Genomic DNA, 25,049 nt, shown 5'->3' on the forward strand with positions numbered 1-25,049 from the left:
GGGTAGCCTGACTTTATGACTTATTGCATTGAATCGGAGGACACATGACTGGCTCGAGCACACTTGATCCGGATAACTTTCCCGGAGCACCAGACCGTAGCCTTGGCAAAGGCCACGGCATCGATGCCCTTGGCCCGAGCGACGTGACCGACAGCGGCAGCGACGTCGTCGGCGGCCCGGGCTTCGCGGCCAATCTGGACGACGACCAGGTGCTGGACCTGGACACCGGCACCACCTCGGACAACGAGGAAAGCTATGCCCACGATACCGCCGGGGCCGACATGGGCGACCCCAACCTGGAGAGCGACAGCGATTTCGGCGGCACCGGCGAACGTGCGGCCGCCGGCCGCGACCTGCGCGTCAGGGACGGCAACGACATCGACACCGACCACATCGAATCGATCCCGGACCTGCCGCTGACGGACGAGGACGTGGACTTCCTCGGCAGCCAGCCGCCGAAGGGGCCGGCGCCGGGCAAATGATCGAAGTTTTTACGGATGGTAAAAAACCGGGCGGTGCCCGGTTTTTTCGTAGTGTGGCCGCGGCCGGCGCAGGCACCCTTGCCCATCGCCGATCACGCCTGGTCGAGCGCCTCGCCGTTGCGGGCGGTAGTCAGCCCGATGCCGCTGGTGGCGCCGGTGATCACCATCACCTGCTCGTCGATCTTGCGTAGTTGCACTGACATGAATGACTCCCGTGGCTAGCTTGTGAACACGACACTCGTGACCATGCACGGGATTTCAGGTCATTTTTACAAAAACGGTGGAGCAGTTTCCGCTCCCCAAAACGTCGTCCCTGCGCCTCCAAAACCTCGTCCCCGCGAAGGCGGGGACCCAAGTTCTGCAAGCGTCTCGTTAGCGCAAGCAAACTTGGATCCCCGCCTGCGCGGGGACGACGGAGCTGCTATTTCTATCTTTACTTCTTACCCGGCTGATAAATCTGATCGAAAATCCCCCCGTCCGCAAAGTGCGCCTTCTGCGCCTTGGTCCAGCCGCCGGCGATCTCGTCGATGGTGAACAGCTTGACGGCCGGGAATTGTGCCGCGTATTGCTTGGCGTAGGGCTCGACCACCGGGCGGTAATAGTGCTTGGCGGCGATCTGCTGGCCTTCGGCGCTGTACAGGTATTGCAGGTAGGCTTCGGCCACCGCGCGGGTGCCGCGCTTGTCGACGACCTTGTCGACCACCGACACCGGCGGCTGGGCCAGGATGCTCACCGACGGGGCCACGACTTCGAACTTGTCCGGGCCCAGTTCCTTCACCGCCAGCAGGGCTTCGTTTTCCCAGGCCAGCAGGACGTCGCCGATGCCGCGTTCGACGAAAGTGGTGGTGGCGCCGCGGGCGCCGGAGTCCAGCACCGGCACGTTCTTGTACAGCTTGGCCAGGTAGTCGCGGGCGCTGGCGTCGGTGCCGCCCGGCAGGCGCAGGGCGTAGCCGTAGGCGGCCAGGTGGTTCCAGCGCGCGCCGCCCGAGGTCTTCGGGTTCGGCGTGATCACGGAGACGCCCGGCTTGATCAGGTCGGCCCAATCCTTGATGTGCTTCGGATTGCCCTTGCGGACCAGGAACACGATGGTCGAGGCGTAGGGCGTGCTGTTGTGGGCCAGGCGCTGTTGCCAGTTGTGCGCGATAAGGCCGCGTTCGCTGATAGCATCGATGTCATAGGCCAGCGCCAGGGTGACGACGTCGGCCTGCAGGCCGTCGATCACCGAACGCGCCTGCTTGCCGGAGCCGCCATGCGATTGCTTGACGGTGACGTTGTCGCCGGTCTTGGCTTTCCACTGGCGGGCGAAAGCCTGGTTGAAATCCTGGTAGAGCTCACGGGTCGGGTCGTACGACACGTTCAGCAGGGTGATGTCCGCGGCGAAGGCGGCGGACTGGCCCAAGACGGAGCTGAAAAGCGCTACGAGGGCCAGCGTGGCGGCGATTTTTTTATGAAACATCGTTTTCTTTCGGGCAGGTGAGGAAGCCTCAGCTTAGGTGCCTGCTCAGCGAAAGAAAACGAATTTAAACGATGAACCTTATGCGCTTTTTAATGCGACGCTTTATAACGCGCCGACTTTCACTTGGCCTTCGACAGGATCAGCAGCCAGCGGCGGAACAGCAGCACTTCGAGGTGGCCCGGCACGACCCCGGTATCGAATTCGATGACCGGATTGACTGCGTAGAAGCGCTTGCGAAAATCGCGGGTAACGAGAATCTCGCGGCGGCCGAGGCGGACCAGGAACGGAGTCGGTGCGTATTCAAGGCCAAAAGAGCTGTTCAGAGTAGTCATGACGATCCCTTTGTCGAGTGTTGTTGGTCAACGTGTTGTTCAAGTGCATTCAGAATATCACAACTACTGTATAAATCCACAGTTACTGTACAAAAATCCAGTTCTATTTCGCAACTGTGGTTTTTTCACCAACTGGCCCCAACTGGAGCCGCATGCTGACATCCGTCCACCGCTCAGTTCATCGATTCCTCGCCCGGCGCTTCTCTCCGAAGGAGGAGATGGGCCTGCATCTCACCATCGGCGTGATCCTGATCCTGTGCGCCGCCTGGGCCTTCGGCGAGATCGCCGAGGACGTGATCGAGGGCGACACCATCACCCTGATCGACGTCCGGCTTGCACACTGGTTCCGCGCCCACGCTGACGCCGGCTTCACCGATGCCATGCTCTTCATCACGCACTGGAACGGCATCCTCGGCTCCAGCATCATGGGCTTGCTGCTGGCGCTCTGGTTCTGGTACCGCAAGGCGCATTACTGGCTGGTCGTGGTATTGGTGTCGGTGCCGGGCGGGATGCTGCTCAACGTCGCCCTCAAACACATTTTCCGCCGCGCCCGGCCCAGCCTGGAGGACCCCTTGCTGACCCTGTCGACCTATAGCTTCCCCAGCGGCCACACCGCGGCCGCGACCGTGTTCTACGGCCTGCTGGCCTGCTACCTGGTGCGCCGCGTGCATGCCTGGCCGGCGCGCGCCGCGATCGTCGCCGCCTGCGTGCTGATGGTGGTGCTGGTGGCGCTGTCGCGCATGTACCTGGGCGTGCACTACCTGTCCGACGTGCTGGCGGCCAGCGCGGAAGGCGCGGCCTGGCTGGCGATCTGCATCACGGCGGTGTCGACCCTGCACCGCCGCCGCAGGGCGGGTGCGCAGGGCAGGGAGGTGGCGCCATGAAGCCGGTGACCGTGATCGTCAACGGCGGCGCCGGCCACGGCCACGACGACCAGGCCTGCGCGGAACTGCGCGCCAAGCTGAGCGAGGCCGGCCTGGACGCCGAACTGGTACTGGCCAAGGACGGCCAGGCGATGATCGCCACCGCCAGGCGCGCGCTCGAGCAGGGCGCGGAACTGGTCGCGGCCGGCGGCGGCGACGGCACCATCAACGCGGTCGCCTCCGTGATGGTGGGCAGCGGCGTGCGCTTCGGCGTGCTGCCGCTGGGGACCCTGAACCATTTCGCGAAAGACCTCGGTGTTCCGATCGAGCTCGACGAAGCCGTGCACAACCTGGCGAGCGGCGTGCCGCGCCAGGTCGACGTCGGCGAAGTCAACGGCCGCATCTTCCTCAACAACTCCAGCCTCGGGATCTACCCGGACATCGTGCGCGACCGCGAGAAGCAGCAGCGCCGCCTGGGGCGCGGCAAATGGCCGGCGGCCCTGTGGGCGACGCTGGCGGCGCTGCGCCGCTATCCTTTCCTGTCGATGCGCCTGATGGTGAATGGCGAAACGCTGGCGCGCCGCACGCCCTTCGTCTTCATCGGCAACAACCGCTACACCATGCAGGGCCTGGCGATCGGCGAGCGCGAGCGCCTCGACGACGGCGTGCTGAGCCTGTACGTGGCCCAGCATCCGACCCGCCTGGGCCTGCTGCGCTTCGCCATCGATGCCCTGCTCGGCAGGCTGGGCAGCGAGCGCGACTTCGACATCCTGGAGGCGGCGGAATTCGAGATCGCCACCCACCACGCGCACCTGCACGTCGCCACCGACGGCGAAGTCACGCAGATGCATGCGCCGCTGCGCTACCGGGTGAGGCCTGGCGCACTGACGGTGCTGGTTCCCGCGGCGACAATGGAAGGAACCAACATCACAACGCTAACAGCGACACCAGGAAAGGAAGCGGAAGATCATGCGCACACTCGTTCACCTCTCTGACCTGCATTTCGGCCGCGTCGATCCGGAACTGCTCGACCCGCTGCGCGACCTCGTCCACCGCATCGCCCCGAGCGTGGTGGTGGTGTCGGGCGACCTGACGCAGCGGGCGAAAAGCGAGCAGTTCGAGGAGGCGCGCGCCTGGCTCGATACCTTGCCCGGTCCGCAGATCGTCGTCCCCGGCAACCACGACATCTCGCTGTACAACGTGTTCCGCCGCTTCGCGCTGCCGCTCGAACGCTACAAGCGCTACATCGCCGACGACCTGGACCCGGTCTTCATCGACGACGAGGTCGCGGTGCTGGGCGTGAACACGGCACGCTCCCTCACCTGGAAGGACGGCCGCGTCAACAAGGAGCAGGTCGACAAGATCCGCGCCACCCTGGCCAGCATGCCGAAGGATATCGTGAGGGTGGTGGTGACCCACCATCCCTTCGACCTGCCCGAAGGCTCCACCGACGAGGACGACCTGGTCGACCGCGCCCACATGGCGATGGATGCCTTCGCCGACGTCGGCGTCGACCTGCTGCTGGCCGGCCACCTGCACAAGAGCCACGCCGGCAACACCCAGGCGCGCTACAAGATCAGCGAGTACGCGGCCCTGGTGGTGCAGGCCGGCACGGCAACGTCCACGCGCGGCCGCGGCGAGGTGAACTCCTTCAACGTGATCCGCACCGAGCCGCGGAAGATCGAGGTCGATCGTTATGGCTGGGATTCCGTGCACAAGCAGTTCCAGTTGCTGGCGACCGAGAAGTTCATGCGCAGCGGGAATGTGTGGGCGGAGGTGAACGAGGGCTTGCTGGCGGCGGGGATTTAAGCCGCCGCCGTTTGAACCGTCATCCCCGCGGAAGCGGGGACGACTGTGGGAAGCGCGGGAACGGCGGTTTAGCGCAGCCGGCTCAAATCCAGTACTCCCCCAGGCGCGCCACCCACTCCCGCAGCCGATCCTTCCACGGCCGATGCCGCCACCGCTCCAGGGTCACTTCCTTCGAATCGCGCAAGTCCTCGTTGAAGGCGCTCTCCATGTCGCCTCCGAAGGCCGGGTCCATCACCACCACGTTCAGCTCGTAGTTGTGCAGGAAGCTGCGGCGGTCGATGTTGGCCGAGCCGATGGTCGACCAGCCGCCGTCGATCACCGCCGTCTTCGCGTGCAGCACGGCGATCTGCAGTTCGTAGATCTTGACGCCGGCCTTTAGCAGCTGGTCGTAGAAGGCCTGGCCGGCGTAGCGGATCAGGCTGTGGTCGGACACGCCCGGCAGCACCAGCTTGACGTCGACGCCGCGCTTCGCCGCATTGGCGAGGGCGTCGACGATCTGCTGGTCGGGGACGAAGTAGGCGGACGTGATGTGAATGCTCTGCCTGGCTTCCGAGATCGCCACCACCAGCGCCTTGTAGATGTCGGAATCGCCTTCCGGATTACCGGCCAGGACGCGGATCAGCTTGTCACCCTCGCGGGACAGGCGGGGGAAGTACTCGGCCTTGGGCAGCTCGCCGCCTTCCTGCTGGATCCACAGTTTGACGAAGGAGTACTGCAGGGCGGTCACCGCCGGGCCCTCGATCTTGACGTGGGTGTCGCGCCAGCCGACTTTCGATTCGTCGACGTTGTCCGGCTTGCTCCGCGAGCGGAACAGCGAGCTGTTGGCATAGGTCGAGCTGATGTTGATGCCGCCGGTGAAGGCGATGCGGCCGTCGACCACCATCAGCTTGCGGTGGTTGCGATTGTTCAGGTCCCAGTGGCGCTTGGCCTTGGCCGGGTTGACCGGGTTGAAGATCAGGACCCGGATGCCGGCCGCGCGCATGCGGTCGAAGAAGGCGGCCGGGGTGGCGATGGCGCCGACGGCGTCGACCATGATGTTCACCGCCACGCCCTGGCGCTGCTTGTCGATCAGCACGTCCGCGAACTCGTTGCCGATCTCGTCCTGGTCGAAGATATAGGTTTCCATATTGATCGAGCTGGTGGCGGCGCGCGCCGCGGCCATCATCTCGCGCATGGTGGCGGGGCCGTCGAACAGCAGGCCCACCCGGTTGCCGGCGATGAGCGGCACGCCGGTCACCTGTTCCTCCAGCAGCGCCAGCGAGGTCAGGTCGGTCGAGGCATTCGCCCAGCGCTTCTGCACCAGCGACGACGCCACCTTCGGCGGCAGCGCTCCCTTCGTGCCCGCGACCGTGGGCGTGCCCTTGGCGGGGGCGCCGGGATCGACCTCGGGCAGGGCCTTGCAGGAGGCCAGGGCCAGGCCGAGGCACAGGGCCAGGAGCCAGGAGGGCAGGCTTGGGGATCTCATTCGATACCTCTCAGTGGTTGGCCCAGGGGGTCGGCCTTGGGCCCGATGAAGAAGTCCAGCGGCGCGGCGCGCAGGCGCCGGCCCAGCGCGCGCAACAGGCGGAATCCGTGGTAGAAGCGGATCTTGCGGGCGCGCAGCGCCACCCACAGCGCGAGCCCGAAGCTCACCAGCAGGTTGACCACGGCGATCAGGGCGATCCCCAGCAGGGTGATGCCGGCCGTCTCCCAGTCGAGCTGGTAGTCGAGGCCGACGAAGCCGATCGCCAGGTTGGCCGAGGAGAAGGTCACGTGGCGGACGTCGAGCGGCAGGCCGAACAGGAAGCCGACCAGGGCGGTGGTGCCCATCAGGATGCCGAACACGGCGTTGCCCATCAGGCCGCCGAGGTTGTCCTCGACGTAGCGGCCGAAGCGTTCCAGGCGCTCGCGCCCCAGCAGGCGCCGCAGGCCGTGCAGCTGCTGCACGCGCTGGCCCATGCGGGTGTAGAGCGCCTTGTTGTCGTAGTAGCCGGATACCAGCCCCGAGACGAACAGCCAGACCCCGGCGATGGCCGCATGCAGCAGGGCCAGGGAATGCCAGGGATGGCTGTCCTCGATCAGGTGGCGCGCCTTGAACACGTTCACCAGGTGGTGGCCGGTCAGGTATTGGTAGCCGAGCGCGAGCAGGAAGGAGATCGGGATCACCGTCGCCAGGTTGCCGAGTACGGCCACCACCTGGGTCCGGAACACCTTGTTGACCAGGGCCGCCATGCTGTCGACGTCGGCCTGGCGGTAACCTTTGCCCTTCTGGTCGCTTTCGTGGAGGGCGGCGGCGATGCGCGCGGCCGTCATCGCGGGCTGCTTGGTGGCGACCGTGAAGTGCAGCACGTGGATGAGCATGAAGCCGAACGAATAGTTCATGCAGTACAGCGCGGCCTCGATCAGCGGCGCCTGGTGCAGATAGGACATCAGGATCTTGATGATCGCCATCACGCTGATGATGAAACCGGCGCCGGCGGCCTGGTTGAACATCTGGCGCATGGCGCCACGGTCCTCGGCGACATAATGCTCGCCGGTGCGGCTGGCGTTCTCCGTCACGTTACGCGCCAGCAGGTCGACGTTGTCGCGCACCAGGCCGCGCACCTGGTATTTGGTGTTGTGGGCTTCCGCCAGTTCCTGGGCCAGGGACAGCGCGGCCGCGCGGCGCAGCGAGGTCGGCGGCTCGGACGGCGGCGTGGCCTCGTTGGCCAGCGCATGCAGGTCGATGGTCGGCGCGCCCGGCAGCTCGCCGCTGACGTCGACCAGGAACAGGAGCTTGCGCAGGCGGTCGATGCTCTGGGTGACCGCCACCAGCAGATAGGTCAGCGAGACGCTGGTGCCGGCCCCCAGCGCGCGGCGCCGGACCTTCAACACCACTTCTTCGCACTGGTCGAGCATCACGAGCAGGTGGCGCGCGTCTTCCATCTGCTCGATCTCGCCGGCCAGCAGGCGGCCGTACTGGTCGAGGTAGTTGTTGGCCTCGATGTTCTGCATCAGGAAGGGCGAATCGACTTCCTCGATCTCCATGTGGGCGTGGATCAGGCGCGGCTCCAGTCCCAGCGCGCAGACGCGGCAGGAGAGGGTGCGGATCGCGTCGAGCAGGCCGAGCACCGTCACCTGGCGGGCGCGGTCCGGGACAGCGTCCGCGGGCGGAGGGGCGTTGGCGATGGTGTCGAAGAGCTCGAGCCAGTCGGCGTTCGGGATCGCGCGGATCCACAGGTAATCGTCCTCGCGGCACAGCAGGCGTTCGAGGGTATCGGACAGGTAGTGGTCGTCGAGGGCGGGCGGCAGGATGCGGTAGGCGATGCGGCGCTTCAGTTCGGTAAAGAAGCCGTCGTTCGAGAGAATACCGACATCCGAATACAGGCTCGTGTGGCGGCGGGTTTCCAGCAGGGTGGCGAGGTAGCGGCGCAGCGCCCAGGCCTGGCCGGGATGGCCTTTGAGGAGCTGGCACAGCGTGCGCACCTGGGCGCGCGCGTAGTCGTAATCGGACGCGCGGCGTGGACGCAGTTTGTCGACCAGGTCGATCAGCAGGTCGATGCGATCGCTGTCCGGGTCGATACGTTCTAGGATGTCGAGCATGAAGTACTTGTAGTGCTGGGCGAAAGGACTGCCCGGAACGCGTAGTGTACTCGTGGATATGTGAAAGCTGTGTACGGCAACGAACTGAGCGGCCGCGGGGCTTGCCGTACCGGATGCCGGCGCCTGGGTTAAACTTGATGCGTTACGACATCGCTTTTTACTAGGGAAAACCAATGTACCTGACTTACTACAACGGCGAATGGGCCGAAGGAAACACGCCGCTGTTCGGCGCCATGGACCATAGCGTCTGGCTGGGTTCCTCCGTGTTCGACGGCGCGCGCGCCCTGCATGGCCGTCTGCCGGACCTGCGTCCGCACCTGCAGCGCGTGATCGACTCGGCCGAGAAGCTGGGCCTGCGCTGCCCGCTGTCGGTGGACCAGATGGAAGCGCTGGTGCGCGAAGGCGTGGCCAGGTTCCCGGCCGATGCCGAGCTCTACATTCGTCCGCTGGTGTTCGCTTCCGAAGGCTTCCTGATCCCGGTGCCGGAAAAGGCCGGCTTCGCGCTGACCCTGTTCGACGCGCCGCTGCCGCCGTTTACCGGTTTTTCGGCCTGCCTGTCGGAACTGCAGCGCCCGCAGCCGACCATGGCGCCGACCGACGCCAAGGCCTCGGCCCTGTACGCCAACACCGCCCGCGCCCTGCGTGAAGCTAGGACCCGCGGCTTCGACAACGCCATCATGCTGGACGCCGCCGGCGACGTGGCCGAGTTCGCATCCTCCAACCTGTTCCTGGTCACCGCCGACGGCGCCGTCGTCACCCCGGCCCTGAACGGCACCTTCCTGGCCGGCATCACCCGCGCCCGCGTCATCGCGCTGCTGAAGGACGCCGGCGTGACGGTCGAGGAACGCACGGTCAAGCCGGAAGAACTCGACACCGCCCGCGAAATCTTCAGCACCGGCAACTACGGCAAAGTCACCCCCTGCATCCGCTACGAAACCCGCGACCTCCCGGCCGGCCCGGTAGCCAAACAGGCGCGCGACCTCTACCTCGCCTTCACCGAAACCACCTGAGCCAATAATCGGGGTCAGAGCAATAATTCGTAATTCGGGGTCAGAGCACATTTCGCCTTCAATTCGGGGTCAGAGCACTTTTTCGATCAATGGCCATGCGGCTAAGACATCGGGCGGGGCAGGGCGCCAGCCGGGCCAGTCGAACATCGGGGCATCATTTTTTGCGGCTGAGATATTGCCCAAAAAAGTGCTCTGACCCCGAATTAGCGGAATAATGTGCTCTGACCCCGAATTTGGGGAGTAAAAAAGGCCAGGCTGGCGAACCAGTCCTGGCCAAATCCCGTGGGGGTCGTTGCTGCTATTGCGCTTGCGGGATGCTGATTGGTCGGAGATTGCCGCAGTCGGCGCCCAGCCATTTGCCGGCGACGTCCATGTCCACTGTCTGTTGCCTGCCGCCGTCGTTGCCTTTGACGTGCATCTGCGCGCGGTAGCTGGTGTCGCTGTCGAAGCTCATTTCGCCTTCGCCGCTGGCCGGCGGCTTGCTGCAGCTGAAGGCGACCTTCATCCTGTTGCCGGAGACCGGCGTCAGTTTCTGCTTGCAGTCGCCTTCCTGAACTGGAAATTCCTTCCGCTGGATCATTTCCTTGGTCATGCACATGCGCGAGGTGAGGGCGCCGCCGGCGCCGACGTTCATCTGCACGCCGTTGCGTTCCATCATTTGCTGCATGGCCTTGCGCTGTTCCGGCGACATATTGGCGAGCTGCTTCTGCATCTCGGCCATGGCCGACTGCATCTGGCCGTCGGAGGAGCTGACCTTGTTGCTCAGCTCCCAGAGCCCGGGTTTCATATTGAGGTTCTGGGCGCCGGCCGGCAGCGCCAGTGCGGCCGCGCAAGCCGAAAGGATCAGGGCAAGGGTCTTCATGGGGGATGTTCTCCTGTAACTGGAATGCATTGTGGCGGGCGCGCCGGTTTCCCGGCAGCACCACCAATGGGGGGAAACGGATCAGGAGGCTTCGTGCTGGCCGAGCACGCGGCGCTCCAGGTGCAGCAGGAGCAGCACGGTCTTGGCGTCGACGATGCCCCCGGTGTCGATCAGCGCCAGCGCATCGTCGAAGTCCATCTCGATCACCTCGATGTCTTCGCCTTCCTCGGCCTTGCCGCCGCCATCGCCGCTGCGGCGCGCCGGATCGTACTCGGCGACGAACAGGTGGATCTTCTCGGTCAGCGAGCCGGGACTCGGAAACAGCTGCATCACGGCGTCAAGGCGCTCGATCTCGTAGCCGGTTTCTTCGCGGGCCTCGATCCTGGCGCGCTCTTCGGGCGGCGCATCGTCGTCCAGCACCCCGGCGGCGGCCTCCAGCAAGAAGCCGTCGTGGCCGCCGATGGGCGCACTGAGGCGGGCGCCGAGCCGGAACTGGCGCGTCAGCACCACGGTGCGGCGTTCGCGGTTGTACAGCAGCACGGCGGCGCCGCTGGCGGCGTCGTAGACTTCGCGCTGCTGCTCCTGCCAGCTGCCGTCGCGGCGCAGCTGTTCGTAGGTGACCTTCTTGAGTGGATAGAAATCGTCGGAGAGGATCTCCTCGCCGGCGATGCGGATGCGTGGTTCTGCCATGGCGTCTCCTGGTGATATGCCGGCCGAGCATACACCGCGGCCATGAAAAAAGCCGCCCGGCTTGCGCGGGGCGGCTTTCGATCGTACTAGACGTTCAGGCGTTCAGCAGATTACTTGAACTTGTACGAAGCGGTCAGGCGGAAGTAACGGCCCATGCCATTGTGCAGCTGGGTGTTGAAGCCTTCGTTCGGGTAACGCGGATCGTACGGAGCCTTGGTATCGAACAGGTTCTTGATGTTGGCCGACAGGGTCCAGTTCTTGAAGCCGGTGTACGAGTAGGCGGCGCCGAAGGTCAGCCACTCGTCGACGTTGCAGTCCGGGTTCGAGTACAGGTAGTTCGGCAGGCCGCCGGTCGACACGCCCTTCGGCACCGGCACGGTGTTGGTGCCGTAGTAGCAGAACGGGACCGGGTAGGTCGTGGTGTTGTCGGTACGGCGCATCAGCGACACCGACGACACGTAGTCGGCCGACAGGGTTGCGCTGTGGTCGCCGCTGGTCCAGGTCGACGCGATGTTGAAGCGGTGACGCGGGATGTCGCCCACCGAGGTCGCCCAGTCGGACAGGCCGCCGTTGGTGCCGACGACGTTGGTCGAGACTTCGCCCGGACGCTCCGAACGCTTGTAGGTCAGCGCGTAGGTGTAGTTCAGGCGGGTCGAAATACGGCCCATCTCACCCAGGTTCAGGCGGTGCGCCACTTCGACGTCGATACCCGAGGTGTCGGTCGAACCCTGGTTCACGAAGGTGCGGTTGATCGCCAGCAGCTGGCCCGAGTTCGGGATGACGTGACCCGAAGCGTCGACCAGGTTGTTGTTGTCGCGGATCGCCAGGCCCGGGTACAGGTCCGGGTGCTCGGCCACGAAGGTTGCCGACAGCAGGGCAGTCTCGTTTTCCTTACGAATACGGTAGTAGTCGATCAGGATGTCGAGGTTCTTGGTGGCGTTGATGATCGAACCGAAGGAGTAGCTCTTCGAGGTTTCGTTCTTCAGGTTGGGGTTCGGGGTCGACATTGCCGAGATGCTGCGCGAGCAATCCAGCTTGTCTGCACCCGGCAGCGGGTTCACGCCGTCCGGGCAACGGACCGGATCGACGAAGCCGTTGTTGAACGACTGCACGCCGCCCGGCGACACCTGCGACAGCGCCGGCGCGCGGAAGCCCTTGGCGAACGAGCCGCGGAAGGTGACCTGGTCGGTCGCTTCCCACTTGGCGCCGACCTTCGGCACGAAGCTCCTGGCGTTCGGGTACTTGTCGACGCGGCCGGCGAAGTCCATCTCGAAGGTCTTGGTGAACGGGGTGCGCAGTTCGACGAAGCCCGACTTGACGACGCGGCGGCCGTCCATGACGGAGTTCGCCAGGCCGATGATGTTACCCGCAGCCAGTTCCGGATCCGAGTTCAGGCCGATCTTTTCCTGGCGGATTTCGCCGCCGAAGGCGAAGCCGATGTCGCCGCCGGCCAGCTTGCCGAGGGTGGTCGAGGCTTTGGCGTCGAGCTGGGTGACTTGCGAGAAGCCCAGGTTGTCGACGTCGCGCACTGCGTTCGGGTCGGCGATGGTCGCGGCAATGGTGCGGTTCTCGGTCACGATGCGGTCGATGACCGGACGGTACAGGTAGCCATGGCCCAGGTCGTCACGCTCGGTGCGGTTGTACAGCAGGCCGGTTTCCCAGTCGAAGGCGCCGGCGGTGCCCTTCAGGCCGGTCAGGAAGCGGTAAGCCTTGTTGACGTTCTCGCCGCTGGCGTCGGTGCCGACGAAACGGAACACGGCCGCTGCGCGGTAGCCGGTGAACGGATTGTCCGGGTGGCCGGACGGCAGCAGCAGCTGGTAGCTGGTCGGCAGGCCGTTGACGCGGAACACGGTGGTCGGTGCGGTCGACGAGATGGTCTTCGGCAGGCCGACGTACTCACGCTGGACGCGCGAGAAGCCGATTTCAGTGAACGAGGTGACGTTGTCGCTGATCTTGAAGGTGACCTTCGACAGCAGGTTGACGTCGGTACCCTTGGACTGGGCTTCGTAATTGTCGTAGATGTCGTAGTTGCAGAACTGGCGGCCGTACAGCATCGAGCTCGAAGCGATGTTGTACTGCGGGCCGCCGGTAATGACGTTGCCCTGGCAGCCAGCGGTGCTGTTGACGACGTATTTGCCGTTGGCGGCGCTGGTCGAGAAGTTGCCGGCGCCGGCGGTCAGTTCACGGAAGATGAACGGGTTGCCCGAGGCGTAGCTGCCATAGCCGTTCAGGCGGCTATTGATCTTGGACAGCTCGTCCTTTTCGATGTCGTTGACATCCTTGATGCCGGTGTGGCCGCGCTTGGCGACGTCGAAGCTGATGAAGGCATTGTAGCGGTCCTTCTCCAGGTCGCCGAAGCCGACCACGCCGTTGATGTTGTTGCGGTTGAACTGGCCGTTATCGTTGGCCGAGGTCGAGGCCGAGATCTGCGCACCCTGGTAGTCGTCCTTGGTGATGAAGTTGATCACGCCGGCGATCGCGTCCGAGCCGTACACGGCCGAGGCGCCATCCTTGAACACTTCGACGCGGGCGATGGCCGACACCGGAATGTTGTTCAGGTCGTAGACGGTCGATTTGCCGTTGTTCGGGTCTGCATAGGCCGAGGCGGCGATGCGGCGGCCGTTCAGCAGGATCAGGGTCGAGGACGAGCCCAGGCCGCGCAGCGAGGCGGTCGAGACGCCTTTCGAGAAGCCGCCGTCGGTGATGTCGTTCGAGGTACCCGAACCGAAGGCCGGGATGTTGTGCAGCAGTTCGGCGACGGTGTTGGCACCGGTTGCGGTGATTTCCTTGGCGGTCATCACGGTGATCGGCGAGGAGTCTTCCTTGTCGGCACGCTTGATGTTCGAACCGGTCACGTACACCTTCTGCACGGACGACTGTTCGGCTTGCGCGAACACGAAGCCTGGCGCTGCCAGGGTGAGGGCGACAGCGAGGACGCTGTGCTTAACTGCGATTTGCTTAGTCAAAATCTCTCCAATACTTAATCTCGAAGCCAGGGGCTTCTCTTATCGACCTCGGCGGGTAAAGACCAGCCAAGGGGGACGATAAGAACATTTCTCATGTGAAAAAGTCAAATCGGAGGACGTATTTTGTGTGCATCTTGCAACAGGTATAAAGACGGGTAATGACGCCATGCACAGATGTAAATATTTCCGTATATGCATAAGAAAAACTTATGCATATATGTCAAGCTGCCCGGAGAGGCCTGCCGCAGCCTGGTTGTTTGCTTGTGTGCGGAGGCGGAACGACGAGGGGGAATGGATCTTGCGCTGCGCCGCAAAATGTGAACTTATGCGTTTGGGGTACATCGGGCGCCGCCCTGGCGGCACGGCGCCCGGCAGGGTTCAGCCGGCGCGGTTCGGCTCGTTCACGAAGATCTCGACGCGGCGGTTGCGCGCGCGGCCGGCCGGATCGTCGTTGGAAGCGACCGGCTCGCGGGCGGCGCGGCCCTCGACCGTGATGCGGTTCGGATCGATGCCGCGCGCGGTGAGGTAGTCGCGCGTATGGGCGGCGCGGTCGAGCGAGAGCGGCTGGTTGATCTGGTCGCCGCCGGTATTGTCGGTGTGGCCGATGATGGTCACGTAGGTGCCCGGATTCTCGTTCAGGGTGGTGGCGAAGCGCTCGAGGATGGGCCGGAAATTCGGCTTGATGTCGGCGCGGTTGGTGTCGAACGAGATGTCGCTCGGGATCTCGAGCTTGAGCCGGTTGTCGGCGGTCTGCGAGACCTGCACGCCGGTGCCGCGGGTCGCCTGTTCCATCGCCTGGCGCTGCTGCTCCATGTGCTTGGACCAGACGTTGCCGGCCACCGCGCCGGCCAGGCCGCCCAGCACTGCGCCACGGGTGGCGCGGCCGCTGCCGCCCCCGCCCGTGCTGGCGCCGAGGATGGCACCGAGGCCCGCGCCGACGCCGGCGCCGGTGGCGGTGCCGCGCTGGGTGGCGTTCATGTCCGCGCAGCCGCTGGCGGCGACGGCAAATACGGTCGCGCACAATGTCGACCGGATGAAAGCAGTGTGCATGGTGTTCTCCTTACAAAGAAATATCCGTTTCGAGGTCGCGCCCGTCAACAGGGCACGACCGCGAAACGGACCGGGCGGTCTTGCAGAATGTTGCGTGACGGGTCTTATATTCCGCGTCCACTGATCAGGCGCACCAGGATCATGATGACGGCAACGACCAGCAGGATGTGGATGAAGCCGCCGACGGTGTAGGAAGTGACCAGACCAAGCAGCCACAGAATAATGAGAATGACAGCGATAGTGTAGAGCATGATAGTGTCCTCTTCGAATGAACCGGCGATGTCTTTGCCGTGAGTTCAGTATCCCGGGATCCATCCATATACTCCGTTCGCTGACGTACATTAAGCTGCGCTTTTTTGTTCTTTTCGCAATCCCGGAACCCAGCCCATGAAGCCCATCAGGCCGATGAAACCGATCAGGCAAGTCAGCATGCCGCCGGTGATCACGAAGAACACGTCGTGGGCGGCGATGTCGGCGCTGCCGGGCTGGGGCGCCGGACCGGCGCTGACGAGGCCGAAACAGGTGAGAAGCAGACCCCAGAGGATGATCCCGATCCATGCGATGCTGTTCATTGGACTCCCTTTCGTGTGAATGTTCTCCGCCGTCCTGCCGGCGTGAATCGATTCTTGACCGCCGTACGGCCGAGTTCCGTGCGCTAGCGCACATTGCGAAAAAGAAAACAAAAACGGGGCCGCAGCCCCGTTTTCCATGACCCGGCCTGCATGGCCGGGCACTGTTCTGGTGCGTTATCCGGTTCGACTATGCGGCGCGCAGCGCCCCCTTGACGATGCGGACGCGGTCGCCGGTACGCCATTGGGGCAGGTTCTGCTGGTGGAAGGTGCGCAGGGTGCCGTCGTCCAGGCGGACCCGGATCTCGTAGCTGTGACTGGCCTTCATATTGCCTTCGACCTGGTTGCCCATCACGGCGCCGCCGACCGCGCCGGCCACCGTCGCCAGCTGGCGTCCATGGCCGCTGCCGACCTGGTTGCCCAGCAGGCCGCCGAGGATGGCGCCGCCGGCCGCGCCCACGCCGCTGCCCTGGGCGCGGGTCATGATCTGGCGGATCGATTCGACGTTGCCGCAGTTGCCGCACCAGTTGCCCGCGGATTCCGCCTGGGCCACGCGGGCCGGGGTCCTGGCTTTCGGATAGCTCTCGCGCACCGGCGCCGGTTCGTCGTAGCCGGCGGCGGTGCTGCCCGCGGCGCTGGTGCCGTAGGCGCCGGTGGCCGGCGCCGCATAGCCCGGCGGGTAGGCGCTGGCGGTGGTCGGTGCGATCGAGCTGGCCGGGGCGGCCGGCAGCGGGGCGGTGGTGCTGGGCGTTGCCGGCACATAGCTGCCGACCGCGGCCTGGGCCGGGTAGGCCGGCGGCAGCGTGCCCGGCGCCGCGTAGCCCGGCTGGCCGGGTTGCTGCAGGCTGGCGTTGAGGGCGGCGCGGTCGGCGTCGCTCAATTCGCTCCTGGCGGGTGCCATCCCGCGCGCGGTGCCGCCTTTCGACGACGGCAGCCAGCCCATGATGGCCGCGGTGCCGACCGCGCAGAACAGGATCACGGCGAGCGCCGCCAGGATCAGGAGAGGGTGCTGTCCGACGCGTGTCGGGGGTGTCTGGTGTGTGTTCATGGCTGGTCCTTTTTTTCTTCAGTCCGGTTTGACCATTGTCCCTGTCAACAACACCAGGTTCCGTGCGTCACCGTACATACTTCCCCCGGCCGCGCCGGTACGCTGACCAAAAGTTGTTAGCAAATGATACCGCGACGTCAGCCGCAGAATTGCCCTGGCGTCCAACCGCGAGGGTCCGATGAATTCTCCTGCTGCACCCATGGTCGCCGAGCATAACGCCAACCAGTTGCTGGCCGCGCTTCCTCCGGAAGACCTGGCCCGCATGCTCCCGGCGCTCGACCAGGTCCAGGTGGAGGTCGGGGCCGTGCTGTGCGAGCCCGGCGACGCCATCCGCCACATCTACTTTCCGCATGACTGCCTGATCTCGATGATGGCGGTGGCCGAAGTACGCATGACCCTGGAGGTCGGCCTGGTCGGCCGCGAAGGCATGCTGGGCGCCACCGTCGCCCTCGGCCACGACACCACCCAGGTGCGCGCCGTGGTCCAGCGCGCCGGCAGCGCCAGCCGCATCGACGCCAGCCTGTTCCGTGCCGCCTTCGCGCGCAGCCCGGCCCTGCAGCGCGTGCTGTACCGCTACACGGACACCCTGCTGGCCCAGGCCATCCAGATTGCCGTCTGCAGCCGCTACCACGTGCTGGAGGCGCGCCTGGCGCGCTCGCTGCTGGTCACCCGCGACCGCCTGCAGTCCGACCGCTTCCACCTGACCCACGAATTCCTCGCCCACGCGCTGGGCGTGCGCCGGGTCGGCGTCACCAAGGCCGCCAGCGCCCTGCAGCAGCAGGGACTGATCAACTACAGCCGCGGCAATATCGAGATCCTCGACCCGGAAGGGCTGGCCCAGGCGGCCTGCACCTGCTACGAGATCGTGCGCGAAGCCGGCGCCGGCATACCCGCGCCGCTGTTCGTATAAACCGTATAAACCGTTTTTGTCTTTCTTTGCGAGGTCGGCTTCCAAAAGACAAACGCCCCGTCGAAACGGGGCGTTTGTCTTTGCGTGAACCGGACCGCGGATCGGCTTAGTGGGTCTTGCTGGTCTGGTTGCCGATCACGCCGCCGACGGCTGCGCCGCCCACGGTGCCGACGGCGCTCCCGCCGGTCAGGACCGAGCCTGCCACGGCGCCGACGCCGGCGCCGACGGCGGTGTTACGGTCCTGGTTGGACATGCCGGCGCAGCCGGTCAGGCCCAGTGCGACGGTTGCCAGCGAAGCGGTCACGACGAGTTGTTTGATGGTTTTCATGATGATCTCCTTACGGTGGGTTTTTTATCTCAAGCGCAGGTCATTTCTGACCGACTTCACGCCCTTTACTGTGCGGGCAGCCGCTGCTGCTGCCGCCACATCGTCCGCCGAGCTGACGAATCCTCTCAGCTGGACGACTCCCTGTCCGGTTTCCACTTCGAGCTCGGAAACCTTCAGGTTCGGATCCCCGTTGATGGCTGCCTTGACTCCGGTCGTGATGGTGGCGTCGTCGATGGCCTGGCCGGCATGTTCCCCGGTCGAGGCGCATCCCGAGACGGTCACCGGGCCCAGCACCAAGGCGGCCAGCAGCGTCGCGGTACATCCGAATTGCTTCATCTTCCTTCCTGGTCTTGTTGCGTGATGCAGTGATGACAGATTACTTCCGCACACATCCATGGTCTGTACGACATCTCACACTACCGTGCTCAACGTTTCTGCTTGCCCGGCGGCGGCGCCTGCGGCTTGGCGCCGGCCTCGGCCAGCAGTGCAGCGCAGGGGCTGTCCTTGCCCGGACCGGTGTTGATCAGCGGGAGCAGGGCGGCGGCTGGCGCGGCCACGATGGCCAGCGCGGCCGCGGCGCCGCCTTTCAGCGCCAGCACCTTCTTGTCGAGCTGCAGGTCCGGATGCTTGAAGGTGCCGCGCACGTAGAAGGGCGTGCGCAGGGTGAAGATGCGCAGCGCCTTGGTCTCCGGCTTGACGCGCAGGTCCATCTGCTCGCTGCTCAGGTTGACCGTGCCATTGATGTCGACGATCGCATCCTCGGTGTCGAGCACGAAGGTATTGGTCTTGGCCACGCCGTTGGTGACGTCGAGGTCGGAGGCCAGGCAGTTCAGCTTCACCTGCTTGTCGCCGAACAGCTTGGTGATGATGACGTTGGCAACGTTCAGGCCGGCTTCCTCGAGCAGCAGCTTGCTGACCACGCCCTGGCTGACCAGGCCCTTCACTTCGCCGTTCGACTTCGCCAGCATCTCGCCCACCGAATCGCCGGTGGCGGTCAGCTTGGCCTGGGCATACACGTCGCCGGCGGTGGCCTGCTGGATCTTCTGGATCTGCGGGAACAGCTGCTTGACCTCGATCTCGCGCGCGGTGGCCTCGAGCGTGGCCTTGATCGCATCCTTGCCGCCGCCGCCGCCGCCGCTGCCGTCCAGCGTGACGGTCGAGGTGACGCTGCCGCCGGCCATGCCGAAGTCCAGCGGCTTCAGGCGCAGCACGCCGTTGTCGAGGGTCAGGTGGGTCTTCAGTTTGCTGAGCGGCAGTTGCGCGGTCTTCACGATGCGGTCGGCCGAGAAGTGCACGTCGGCGTCCAGCACCTTCCACTTTTCGGTATGGAATTTCTCGACCGGCAAGGCCTTGTTTGCCGGCTGCACCGGCGCCACGCCGCGCTTGCGCTTGCTGGCATTCGAGTCGGCGCCGATCAGCGGGCCGAGGTCGGCAAAGCGCAGCTGGTTCGAGTGCACGGTACCGCTCAACTTGTTGCGCGGCTTCTGGCTCTGGAAAGTGAGGCTGCCGGCGATGTCGGACTCGCCGACCCGGCCCTTGAATTTCTCGTAGCTCCAGCGCCCACCCTTGCGGTCCGAGGCCCCGCCCAGCGAGCCGATCAGGTGGCCCTCGGTCGAGAACGGCGGGGTTTCCGGCAGTACCACGCCGGTGAAGGCGTACAGCCGCGCCATGCTGGGACCGGCCAGCTTCAGGCGCAGGTCGAGCCCGGCCAGCTTGGCCGGCCGCGTGACCGTGCCTTCGACCGCCAGCGCGTAGGGGCCGGAATGCACGTCGGCTTGGACCGGGAAGGGCACGTCCTGGTCCCTCAGGGTCAGCACGCCCCCTAGCTTGCCGCCGCCCGTGACCGGGGCCTTGTTGTAGCTGCCGTGGACCTTGAAGCCGATCCCGTAGGTGGGGTCGTTGGCGATGGTGTCGACGTCGGCCGTGATGTCGGCATCGGTGACCGCGTCCTTGATGTGGACCACGCCCTTCGACAGCACCAGGCGCTCGAGGTCCAGCTTCCACGTCGATTTCTTTTCCTCGTGTTTATAGGCCCAGTTGTAGTGCGTGGCATCGGTACGCAGCAGCTCGACCTGCGGGCCGTCGAAGCGCAGCACCGGAATATTGATCGTGTGGCTGAGCAGGGCAAATGGATTCAGCGAGAACGAAAACTGGCGTACGCTGGCGGTGTCGCCCTTCGGCATGTTTTCAGGATTGCCGACGTGCACGTCGTTCGCGTACAGGTGGGGCCAGGGAATGTGGTCGCGCCAGGTGCGTTGGCCCGGAACGATGCTTTCCGACGGCCGTTCCCAGTGCACCGACAGGTCGCCGACGATGGCGAAGGGGCGGTCGATGGCGTTGCTGACCTTGGCGTTCAGCCAGGGCTTGGCGCGGTTCCAGTCGAAGGTCAGGAGGATGATGATGGCGATCACCGGGATCGCGATGAGGATGCCGAGGATCCACAGCACGGTCTTCATCGTGCGCGACATGGCGCGCCCGCCGTGGTGCTTGCCGGCTGCCTTGCCGTGGCTGTCCTGGTCCGCCGGCTTGTTCTCCTCATGCTGTCGGGTTGTCATGGGCAATCCTTCGGGTGGGATGTGTTGAGATCAGATTAACGTAAAGGTTCGCCGATCTATGTGCGATGCCGCACCCTACTGGCATGGGTCTTGCCCCGACACCGCCCAATGTGCGGCAGCGAACCGAACACTTTACGCATGAGGCTTATAACGTTACCAACACAATCTTTCTTCAAGGGAGAACCACGATGGACATGAAATCGATGAATGTGCTGCTGCGGGCAGGCGCGGTCGCCGCGGTCCTGGGCCTGGCCGCTTGCGCCAGCCCGGAAAAGACCCCGGCCACGGCTGCCGTCGCGGTGTCGCACAACGCCGTCGATAACGCAGTGAGCGCCGGCGCGCCCGAACTGGCGCCCGAGGAAATCAGCGCGGCGCGCGCCAAGATGATGCGCGCCAACCAGGCGCTGGCCGCCAAGGACTACAAGCTGGCGCGCGAACTTGCCGTGCAGGCCCAGGCCGATGCCAAGCTGGCCCAGGCCAAGGCCAGTTCGGCCAAGGCGACCGCGGCCTCGAACCAGCTCAACGAAGACCTGCGCGTGCTGCGCCAGGAAGTCGACCGCGCCAATTCGGACCAGCAGCAGTAAGCCGAGCTTCATGACAACCGCGCCCGCCAGGCGCACATAAGAAGAAAGGACATACGATGAAATCGCATTTTCTGACATCGGCGATCTTCGCCGGCGCCGTGCTGCTGGCCGGCTGCAGCACCGTGCCGACCACCACCCCGACCCTTGACGAGGCGCGCGCCGACTACGTCGCGGCCAGCAACAATCCGCAGGTGTCGGCCAATGCCCCGCTGGAATTCCGCCAGGCCAGCGAAGCCCTCGACCGCGCCAACCAGGCCGCCGCCAAGCGCGAGAGCCTGGACACCATCGACCGCCTGGCCTATGTGGCCAAGCAGCGCATCGCCACCGCCCAGGAAGTGGCGAAGGCCAAGAGCGCGGAAGCCGACATCGCCAACGCCGGCCGCGAGCGCGACCGCGTGCAGCTGGAAGCCCGTACCGCCGAGGCCGAACGTGCCAAGCGCGAAGCCGCCGCCGCCAATGCCCAGGCCGCCGCCGCCCAGCAGCAGGCCCAGGATGCCCAGGCCCAGGCCGCCGCGGCCCAGCAGCAGAACGCCCAGCTGGCCGAGCGCGCCGCGCGCCTGGAAGCCATTCTGGTCGAGCTGCATGCGCAGAAGACCGAGCGCGGCATGGTGGTCACGATCGGCGACGTGCTGTTCGCCACCGACCGCGCCGAACTGAACGCGAACGGCATGGCGACCGTGCGTAAACTGGCCGAGGTCATGATGCAGAACCCCGACCGCACTGTGCTGGTCGAAGGATTTACCGACAGCACCGGCAGCCACGCCCACAACCAGGACCTGTCGGAGCGCCGTGCGCAATCCGTGGCCCAGGCCCTGACCAGCCTCGGCGTGGAGCGCCAGCGCGTCGCGACGCGCGGCTACGGCGAAGCCTATCCGGTGGCGTCCAACGACAGCGCCTCCAACCGCCAGCTGAACCGCCGCGTCGAGATCGTGCTGTCGAACGAGAACGCGCCGATTCCGCCGCGAGCGGCGGTGCGTTGATTTTTGCTTGAGCTTTATTGATAAAGGGGTAGATTGACCATGAACGAGACGAATTCCAAGCTGGCCCACGGCTTCGACATCGCGGAGATCCGCCGTGCGGCCGCCAACCTCGAGGACGGCGCCGTCACCGAAGGCTACGCCGCCGACCGCGAGGCGGTGATCGCGATGCTGAATGCCGCCCTGGCCACCGAGCTGCTGTGCGTGCTGCGCTACAAGCGCCACTATTACACGGTCAGCGGTCCGAACACCGGCCACATCAAGGCCGAGTTCCTCGAGCATGCCCAGCAGGAACAGGACCATGCCGACCGCATCGCCGAGCGCATCGTCCAGCTGAACGGCTCGCCGAATTTCAATCCGGCCACGCTGACCCAGCGCAGCCACGCCGAGTACGACGACTCCGAAGACGTGCAGGCGATGATCCGCGCCGACCTGATCGCCGAGCGCGTGGCGATCGAGTCCTACCGCCAGATGATCCAGGCGATCGGCGACAAGGACCCGACCACCAGGAACATGCTGGTCGAGATCCTCGCCACCGAAGAGGAACACGCCGACGACATGCGCGACCTGCTGGCCTGACACGAACGCTTTCCATAACCCACCAAGAACAAGGAGTACAACATGCTCGATTCCATCCGCGCCAACGCCAATTCCGTACGCGCCAAAGCCAACGCCGCCGACATCGACGACAAGCTGGACGATGCCGGCACCGACATGAAAACCCTGGTCAAGGATGCCCAGTCGCTGCTGACCGCGGCCGCTTCCCTGACCGGCACCAAGGCCGACGAGCTGCGCGCACGTGGCATGCGCATGCTGGATGCGGCGCTGGGCAAGGGCAGCGAGTACAAGGATCAAGCCATGGTCAAGGGCAAGGAACTGGCGAAGAATGCCGATGTCTACGTGAAGGACAATCCGTGGCGCACCGTTGCCGCGGCGGCCGGTGTCGGCCTGCTGATCGGTGTCCTGCTGGGCCGCAAATAATCCGAGCCGGGGGCAGCCATGGAAAATAACGAAACCGTCGTGCAGAGCCCCGGCCTCATGGGTGGGATCACGGGCCTGGCGAAAAACCTGTTCGGCCTGGTGGTGTCGCGTGTGGAGCTTGCCGCCCTCGAACTGACGGAGGTGCGCAACCACCTGATCGAACTCGTCGCCATCTTCGCGATGGCCGTGCTCGCCACCTGGTTCGCCCTCGCCTACGGAACGGCGACCATCGTCGCGCTGGCATGGGACGAAATGGGCTGGAAGATCCTGCTGGTCATGTTCGTCGTCTTCCTCGTCATCACCGGCATCCTGGTGGCCAGGGGCCTGTCCATGCTGAAGCAGGGCAAGCTTGCGTTCCCGGAGACGATGAAGGAACTGCGCAACGACCGCGACATGCTGATGTAAGCATGCCAGCCAAAAGGGGGAAAACATGCAGAAAAACGACCATCGCAGTCACGAGGAAAAGAAGCGCGCATTGCTGCGCGACGCCGAGTTCTTTCGCGCGGGCGTGGCCCATTCGCGCGCCCAGATCAGGCACGCGGCGCGGCCCGAGGTGATGTTCCACACGGTCATCGATCACGCGACCTGGGCCCTGCGCGCGCGCGCCGACATGCTGCTGAAACCTTCCGGCACAAGTGTATCGGTGCTGGCGCCTTACGCCTTAACCGTGCTAGGCTTCATTCGTAGGCGGCGTCTCGGTAAACCGGCGCTGGGCATCGCAGCCCTGGTGGGTGTTGCCGCTTGGTATATACAGCGCAAACGCGCGCAACACATGGCATACTGAAGGCGAATCGCGGCCGGCCTTCGAATATGAAGGGCCGGTCCGGTGACAGGATATGGTGGGGCTTGAGCGGCGTCGCAATCCTCGGATTGGACGCCGTCTTTTTGCAGACCTGCTCAGCGCCTTCTCAGCGCCTTCTCAATGCGAGTTCGGCATGGGAGCCGGCGTCGGTGCCGGTGCTGGCGCCGGGCCCTGGACGGTCTGGACCGTGGTCTCGACCGATCCTTTCGGCGCATTGTCGAGCTGCGCCGGGGCATTCTTCATATCCCGCTCGTAGCCGGCGCGCGCTTCCTTCAGGCAGGCGCTGCGCCCCGACGCCGCGCTCTCGCGGCAGGCATTCTTCGCTTCCTCGTAGGCCGCGCCGATCTCCTTCTGCAGGATGCGCAGGCGCGCCTGGCGGCTCGTGTCTTCGCTGTGCCAGCGCGCCGGGTCGCCTTTCCGAATTTCGCTGGCCTGCTTGACGGCAACGTTCTTGTCGACCGTGCTGTCGTTGAAGGGCTGGCCCTGGGTCTGCGCCTGGGCGCCGGCCGCACACAGGGCGGCGAGTGTGGCGGCCAGCGCGATCGCTTGTGCTTGTCTCATGGGACCTCCATTCTCTGGACGAACGAAAGCCGGCGCACACGCGCCGGCACTCTCATTACGCTTAATAACGATACACGCGGCCGTCGACGATGCGCACGCGGTTGCCCACGCGCAGGTCGTAGACATTGTCCTGCACGATGGTGCGGTATTCGCCGTTGTCCATGCGGATATTCACCGCATAGGCCTGCTGGCCGTCGCCGGCATTGCGGTTGCGCTCGACGTTGTTGCCGATCGCCGCGCCGGCCACGCCGCCGGCCACGGTGGCCGCGGTGCGTCCGCCGCCGCTGCCCACCTGGTTGCCGGCCAGTGCGCCGACCAGGCCGCCGACGATGGCGCCGGCGCCGCTGGTGCGGGCTTCCGCATTCGTCACCTGGATCGATTCGATGGTGCCGTAGCCGGCCGAGGCGCTGTCGCGGTAGCCGTCATTGCGATAGCCGTCGTTGCGGTAGCCGGTGTCGGCACCGCGGTAGCCATTATTGCCGTAATAGGGGTCAGGGCTGCTGCTGGCGCAACCGCCAAGGACTGCACCGGCCGCGACCAGGGCGGCGATAGTTCGGATAGCTTTCATGACTTGTTCTCCTGGCAAAGATGTAAGCCCAGATTAAGCAGCGGCATGCCTGAGGTCTGTGCGATGACGCACCCTATCTCATTGC

28 protein-coding genes are annotated in these 25,049 nt (G+C 65.1%); 12 read left to right on the forward strand and 16 right to left on the reverse strand.

Features of this window, described 5'->3' with window-relative positions; genetic code table 11:
* The first annotated feature begins 44 nt into the window (after window positions 1-44).
* The gene (locus AC1DOP_RS06770; protein WP_442124077.1) at window positions 45-482 is read left to right on the forward strand and encodes a hypothetical protein; all 438 of its coding nucleotides are present in this window, start codon (window positions 45-47) and stop codon (window positions 480-482) included.
* A 433-nt stretch (window positions 483-915) separates the two neighbouring features.
* Here AC1DOP_RS06770 and AC1DOP_RS06775 read toward each other — a convergent pair whose 3' ends face one another.
* Both AC1DOP_RS06775 and AC1DOP_RS06780 read right to left on the reverse strand, forming a co-directional pair.
* Window positions 916-1,938 carry a sulfate ABC transporter substrate-binding protein gene (locus AC1DOP_RS06775; RefSeq protein ID WP_442124078.1) on the reverse strand — a complete coding sequence of 341 codons (1,023 nt, stop codon included), beginning with the start codon at window positions 1,936-1,938 and terminating at the stop codon, window positions 916-918.
* A 119-nt stretch (window positions 1,939-2,057) separates the two neighbouring features.
* A complete protein-coding gene (locus AC1DOP_RS06780; RefSeq protein ID WP_258845858.1) occupies window positions 2,058-2,270 on the reverse strand; it encodes a hypothetical protein in 213 nt (70 codons plus the stop codon).
* A gap of 218 nt (window positions 2,271-2,488) precedes the next feature.
* Here AC1DOP_RS06780 and AC1DOP_RS06785 point away from each other — a divergent pair, with 218 nt between their 5' ends.
* The 3 genes from AC1DOP_RS06785 to AC1DOP_RS06795 are packed head-to-tail and all read left to right on the forward strand — an operon-like array spanning window position 2,489 to window position 4,942.
* Window positions 2,489-3,154, forward strand: coding sequence for a phosphatase PAP2 family protein (locus tag AC1DOP_RS06785; RefSeq protein WP_477250582.1), 666 nt, complete (start codon window positions 2,489-2,491; stop codon window positions 3,152-3,154).
* Window positions 3,151-4,128 carry a diacylglycerol/lipid kinase family protein gene (locus AC1DOP_RS06790; protein WP_477250584.1) on the forward strand — a complete coding sequence of 326 codons (978 nt, stop codon included), beginning with the start codon at window positions 3,151-3,153 and terminating at the stop codon, window positions 4,126-4,128. Before AC1DOP_RS06785 ends, AC1DOP_RS06790 begins: the two co-directional genes overlap by 4 nt.
* Window positions 4,103-4,942 carry a metallophosphoesterase family protein gene (locus AC1DOP_RS06795; RefSeq protein WP_477250586.1) on the forward strand — a complete coding sequence of 280 codons (840 nt, stop codon included), beginning with the start codon at window positions 4,103-4,105 and terminating at the stop codon, window positions 4,940-4,942. The genes AC1DOP_RS06790 and AC1DOP_RS06795 overlap by 26 nt, the downstream gene beginning before the upstream one ends.
* Window positions 4,943-5,024: 82 nt before the next feature.
* Here the strand turns inward: AC1DOP_RS06795 and cls are convergent, their stop codons facing one another.
* Both cls and AC1DOP_RS06805 read right to left on the reverse strand, forming a co-directional pair.
* Window positions 5,025-6,407, reverse strand: coding sequence for a cardiolipin synthase (gene cls / locus AC1DOP_RS06800; RefSeq protein WP_442124082.1), 1,383 nt, complete (start codon window positions 6,405-6,407; stop codon window positions 5,025-5,027).
* Entirely contained in the window at window positions 6,404-8,503 is a 2,100-nt protein-coding gene (locus tag AC1DOP_RS06805) for a site-specific recombinase (RefSeq protein ID WP_477250588.1), read from the reverse strand. Before AC1DOP_RS06805 ends, cls begins: the two co-directional genes overlap by 4 nt.
* 173 nt (window positions 8,504-8,676) lie before the next feature.
* Here AC1DOP_RS06805 and AC1DOP_RS06810 point away from each other — a divergent pair, with 173 nt between their 5' ends.
* A complete protein-coding gene (locus AC1DOP_RS06810) occupies window positions 8,677-9,513 on the forward strand; it encodes a branched-chain amino acid aminotransferase (RefSeq protein WP_477250590.1) in 837 nt (278 codons plus the stop codon).
* 298 nt (window positions 9,514-9,811) lie between these two features.
* On the opposite strand, the gene AC1DOP_RS06815 is transcribed toward AC1DOP_RS06810, so the two are convergent.
* From AC1DOP_RS06815 to AC1DOP_RS06845, 7 genes are all read right to left on the reverse strand, one after another.
* On the reverse strand, window positions 9,812-10,375 hold the full coding sequence (locus AC1DOP_RS06815) for a DUF3617 domain-containing protein (RefSeq protein WP_442124085.1): 564 nt from the start codon (window positions 10,373-10,375) through the stop codon (window positions 9,812-9,814).
* A gap of 81 nt (window positions 10,376-10,456) precedes the next feature.
* A complete protein-coding gene (locus AC1DOP_RS06820; protein WP_477250593.1) occupies window positions 10,457-11,065 on the reverse strand; it encodes an NUDIX domain-containing protein in 609 nt (202 codons plus the stop codon).
* 110 nt (window positions 11,066-11,175) lie between these two features.
* Window positions 11,176-14,031: a TonB-dependent receptor domain-containing protein gene (locus tag AC1DOP_RS06825; protein WP_442124087.1), complete on the reverse strand. Its 2,856-nt coding sequence runs from the start codon at window positions 14,029-14,031 to the stop codon at window positions 11,176-11,178.
* A 378-nt stretch (window positions 14,032-14,409) separates the two neighbouring features.
* Window positions 14,410-15,081: a YiaD family glycine zipper/OmpA-like lipoprotein gene (locus tag AC1DOP_RS06830; RefSeq protein ID WP_442124088.1), complete on the reverse strand. Its 672-nt coding sequence runs from the start codon at window positions 15,079-15,081 to the stop codon at window positions 14,410-14,412.
* 104 nt (window positions 15,082-15,185) lie between these two features.
* Entirely contained in the window at window positions 15,186-15,332 is a 147-nt protein-coding gene (locus tag AC1DOP_RS06835) for a lmo0937 family membrane protein (RefSeq protein WP_105378160.1), read from the reverse strand.
* A 90-nt stretch (window positions 15,333-15,422) separates the two neighbouring features.
* On the reverse strand, window positions 15,423-15,653 hold the full coding sequence (locus AC1DOP_RS06840; protein WP_442124089.1) for a hypothetical protein: 231 nt from the start codon (window positions 15,651-15,653) through the stop codon (window positions 15,423-15,425).
* A 187-nt stretch (window positions 15,654-15,840) separates the two neighbouring features.
* Window positions 15,841-16,698: an outer membrane lipoprotein gene (locus tag AC1DOP_RS06845; protein ID WP_477250594.1), complete on the reverse strand. Its 858-nt coding sequence runs from the start codon at window positions 16,696-16,698 to the stop codon at window positions 15,841-15,843.
* Between the two features lie 178 nt (window positions 16,699-16,876).
* Between AC1DOP_RS06845 and AC1DOP_RS06850 the strand changes: the two genes are divergently transcribed.
* Window positions 16,877-17,608, forward strand: a complete 732-nt coding sequence (locus AC1DOP_RS06850) for a Crp/Fnr family transcriptional regulator (protein WP_477250595.1) — start codon at window positions 16,877-16,879, stop codon at window positions 17,606-17,608.
* 106 nt (window positions 17,609-17,714) lie between these two features.
* Here AC1DOP_RS06850 and AC1DOP_RS06855 read toward each other — a convergent pair whose 3' ends face one another.
* The 3 genes from AC1DOP_RS06855 to AC1DOP_RS06865 form a co-directional block, all read right to left on the reverse strand.
* Window positions 17,715-17,936 (reverse strand): glycine zipper 2TM domain-containing protein, encoded by a 222-nt coding sequence (locus AC1DOP_RS06855; RefSeq protein ID WP_442124092.1) that lies wholly within the window; start codon window positions 17,934-17,936, stop codon window positions 17,715-17,717.
* Window positions 17,937-17,960: 24 nt separating this feature from the next.
* Entirely contained in the window at window positions 17,961-18,272 is a 312-nt protein-coding gene (locus tag AC1DOP_RS06860) for a BON domain-containing protein (protein WP_442124093.1), read from the reverse strand.
* Between the two features lie 89 nt (window positions 18,273-18,361).
* Window positions 18,362-20,491 carry an AsmA family protein gene (locus tag AC1DOP_RS06865; protein ID WP_477250596.1) on the reverse strand — a complete coding sequence of 710 codons (2,130 nt, stop codon included), beginning with the start codon at window positions 20,489-20,491 and terminating at the stop codon, window positions 18,362-18,364.
* 203 nt (window positions 20,492-20,694) lie between these two features.
* On the opposite strand from AC1DOP_RS06865, the gene AC1DOP_RS06870 reads away from it, so the two are divergent.
* From AC1DOP_RS06870 to AC1DOP_RS06895, 6 genes are all read left to right on the forward strand, one after another.
* On the forward strand, window positions 20,695-21,075 hold the full coding sequence (locus AC1DOP_RS06870) for a DUF4398 domain-containing protein (RefSeq protein WP_442124133.1): 381 nt from the start codon (window positions 20,695-20,697) through the stop codon (window positions 21,073-21,075).
* Between the two features lie 56 nt (window positions 21,076-21,131).
* Complete coding sequence (locus AC1DOP_RS06875) at window positions 21,132-22,055, forward strand: OmpA family protein (protein WP_442124095.1); 924 nt, start codon at window positions 21,132-21,134, stop codon at window positions 22,053-22,055.
* A gap of 39 nt (window positions 22,056-22,094) precedes the next feature.
* Window positions 22,095-22,631: a ferritin-like domain-containing protein gene (locus tag AC1DOP_RS06880; protein WP_442124096.1), complete on the forward strand. Its 537-nt coding sequence runs from the start codon at window positions 22,095-22,097 to the stop codon at window positions 22,629-22,631.
* Window positions 22,632-22,766: 135 nt separating this feature from the next.
* On the forward strand, window positions 22,767-23,033 hold the full coding sequence (locus AC1DOP_RS06885; protein WP_442124134.1) for an ElaB/YgaM/YqjD family protein: 267 nt from the start codon (window positions 22,767-22,769) through the stop codon (window positions 23,031-23,033).
* 18 nt (window positions 23,034-23,051) lie between these two features.
* Window positions 23,052-23,438, forward strand: coding sequence for a phage holin family protein (locus tag AC1DOP_RS06890; protein ID WP_442124097.1), 387 nt, complete (start codon window positions 23,052-23,054; stop codon window positions 23,436-23,438).
* Between the two features lie 25 nt (window positions 23,439-23,463).
* A complete protein-coding gene (locus tag AC1DOP_RS06895; RefSeq protein ID WP_477250597.1) occupies window positions 23,464-23,817 on the forward strand; it encodes a hypothetical protein in 354 nt (117 codons plus the stop codon).
* A gap of 135 nt (window positions 23,818-23,952) precedes the next feature.
* On the opposite strand, the gene AC1DOP_RS06900 is transcribed toward AC1DOP_RS06895, so the two are convergent.
* Window positions 23,953-24,396 (reverse strand): hypothetical protein, encoded by a 444-nt coding sequence (locus AC1DOP_RS06900; RefSeq protein WP_477250598.1) that lies wholly within the window; start codon window positions 24,394-24,396, stop codon window positions 23,953-23,955.
* 61 nt (window positions 24,397-24,457) lie between these two features.
* Window positions 24,458-24,964 carry an outer membrane lipoprotein gene (locus AC1DOP_RS06905; RefSeq protein ID WP_442124100.1) on the reverse strand — a complete coding sequence of 169 codons (507 nt, stop codon included), beginning with the start codon at window positions 24,962-24,964 and terminating at the stop codon, window positions 24,458-24,460.
* Window positions 24,965-25,049 lie beyond the last annotated feature (85 nt).

It is taken from the genome of Massilia sp. 01N410 (assembly GCF_056399665.1).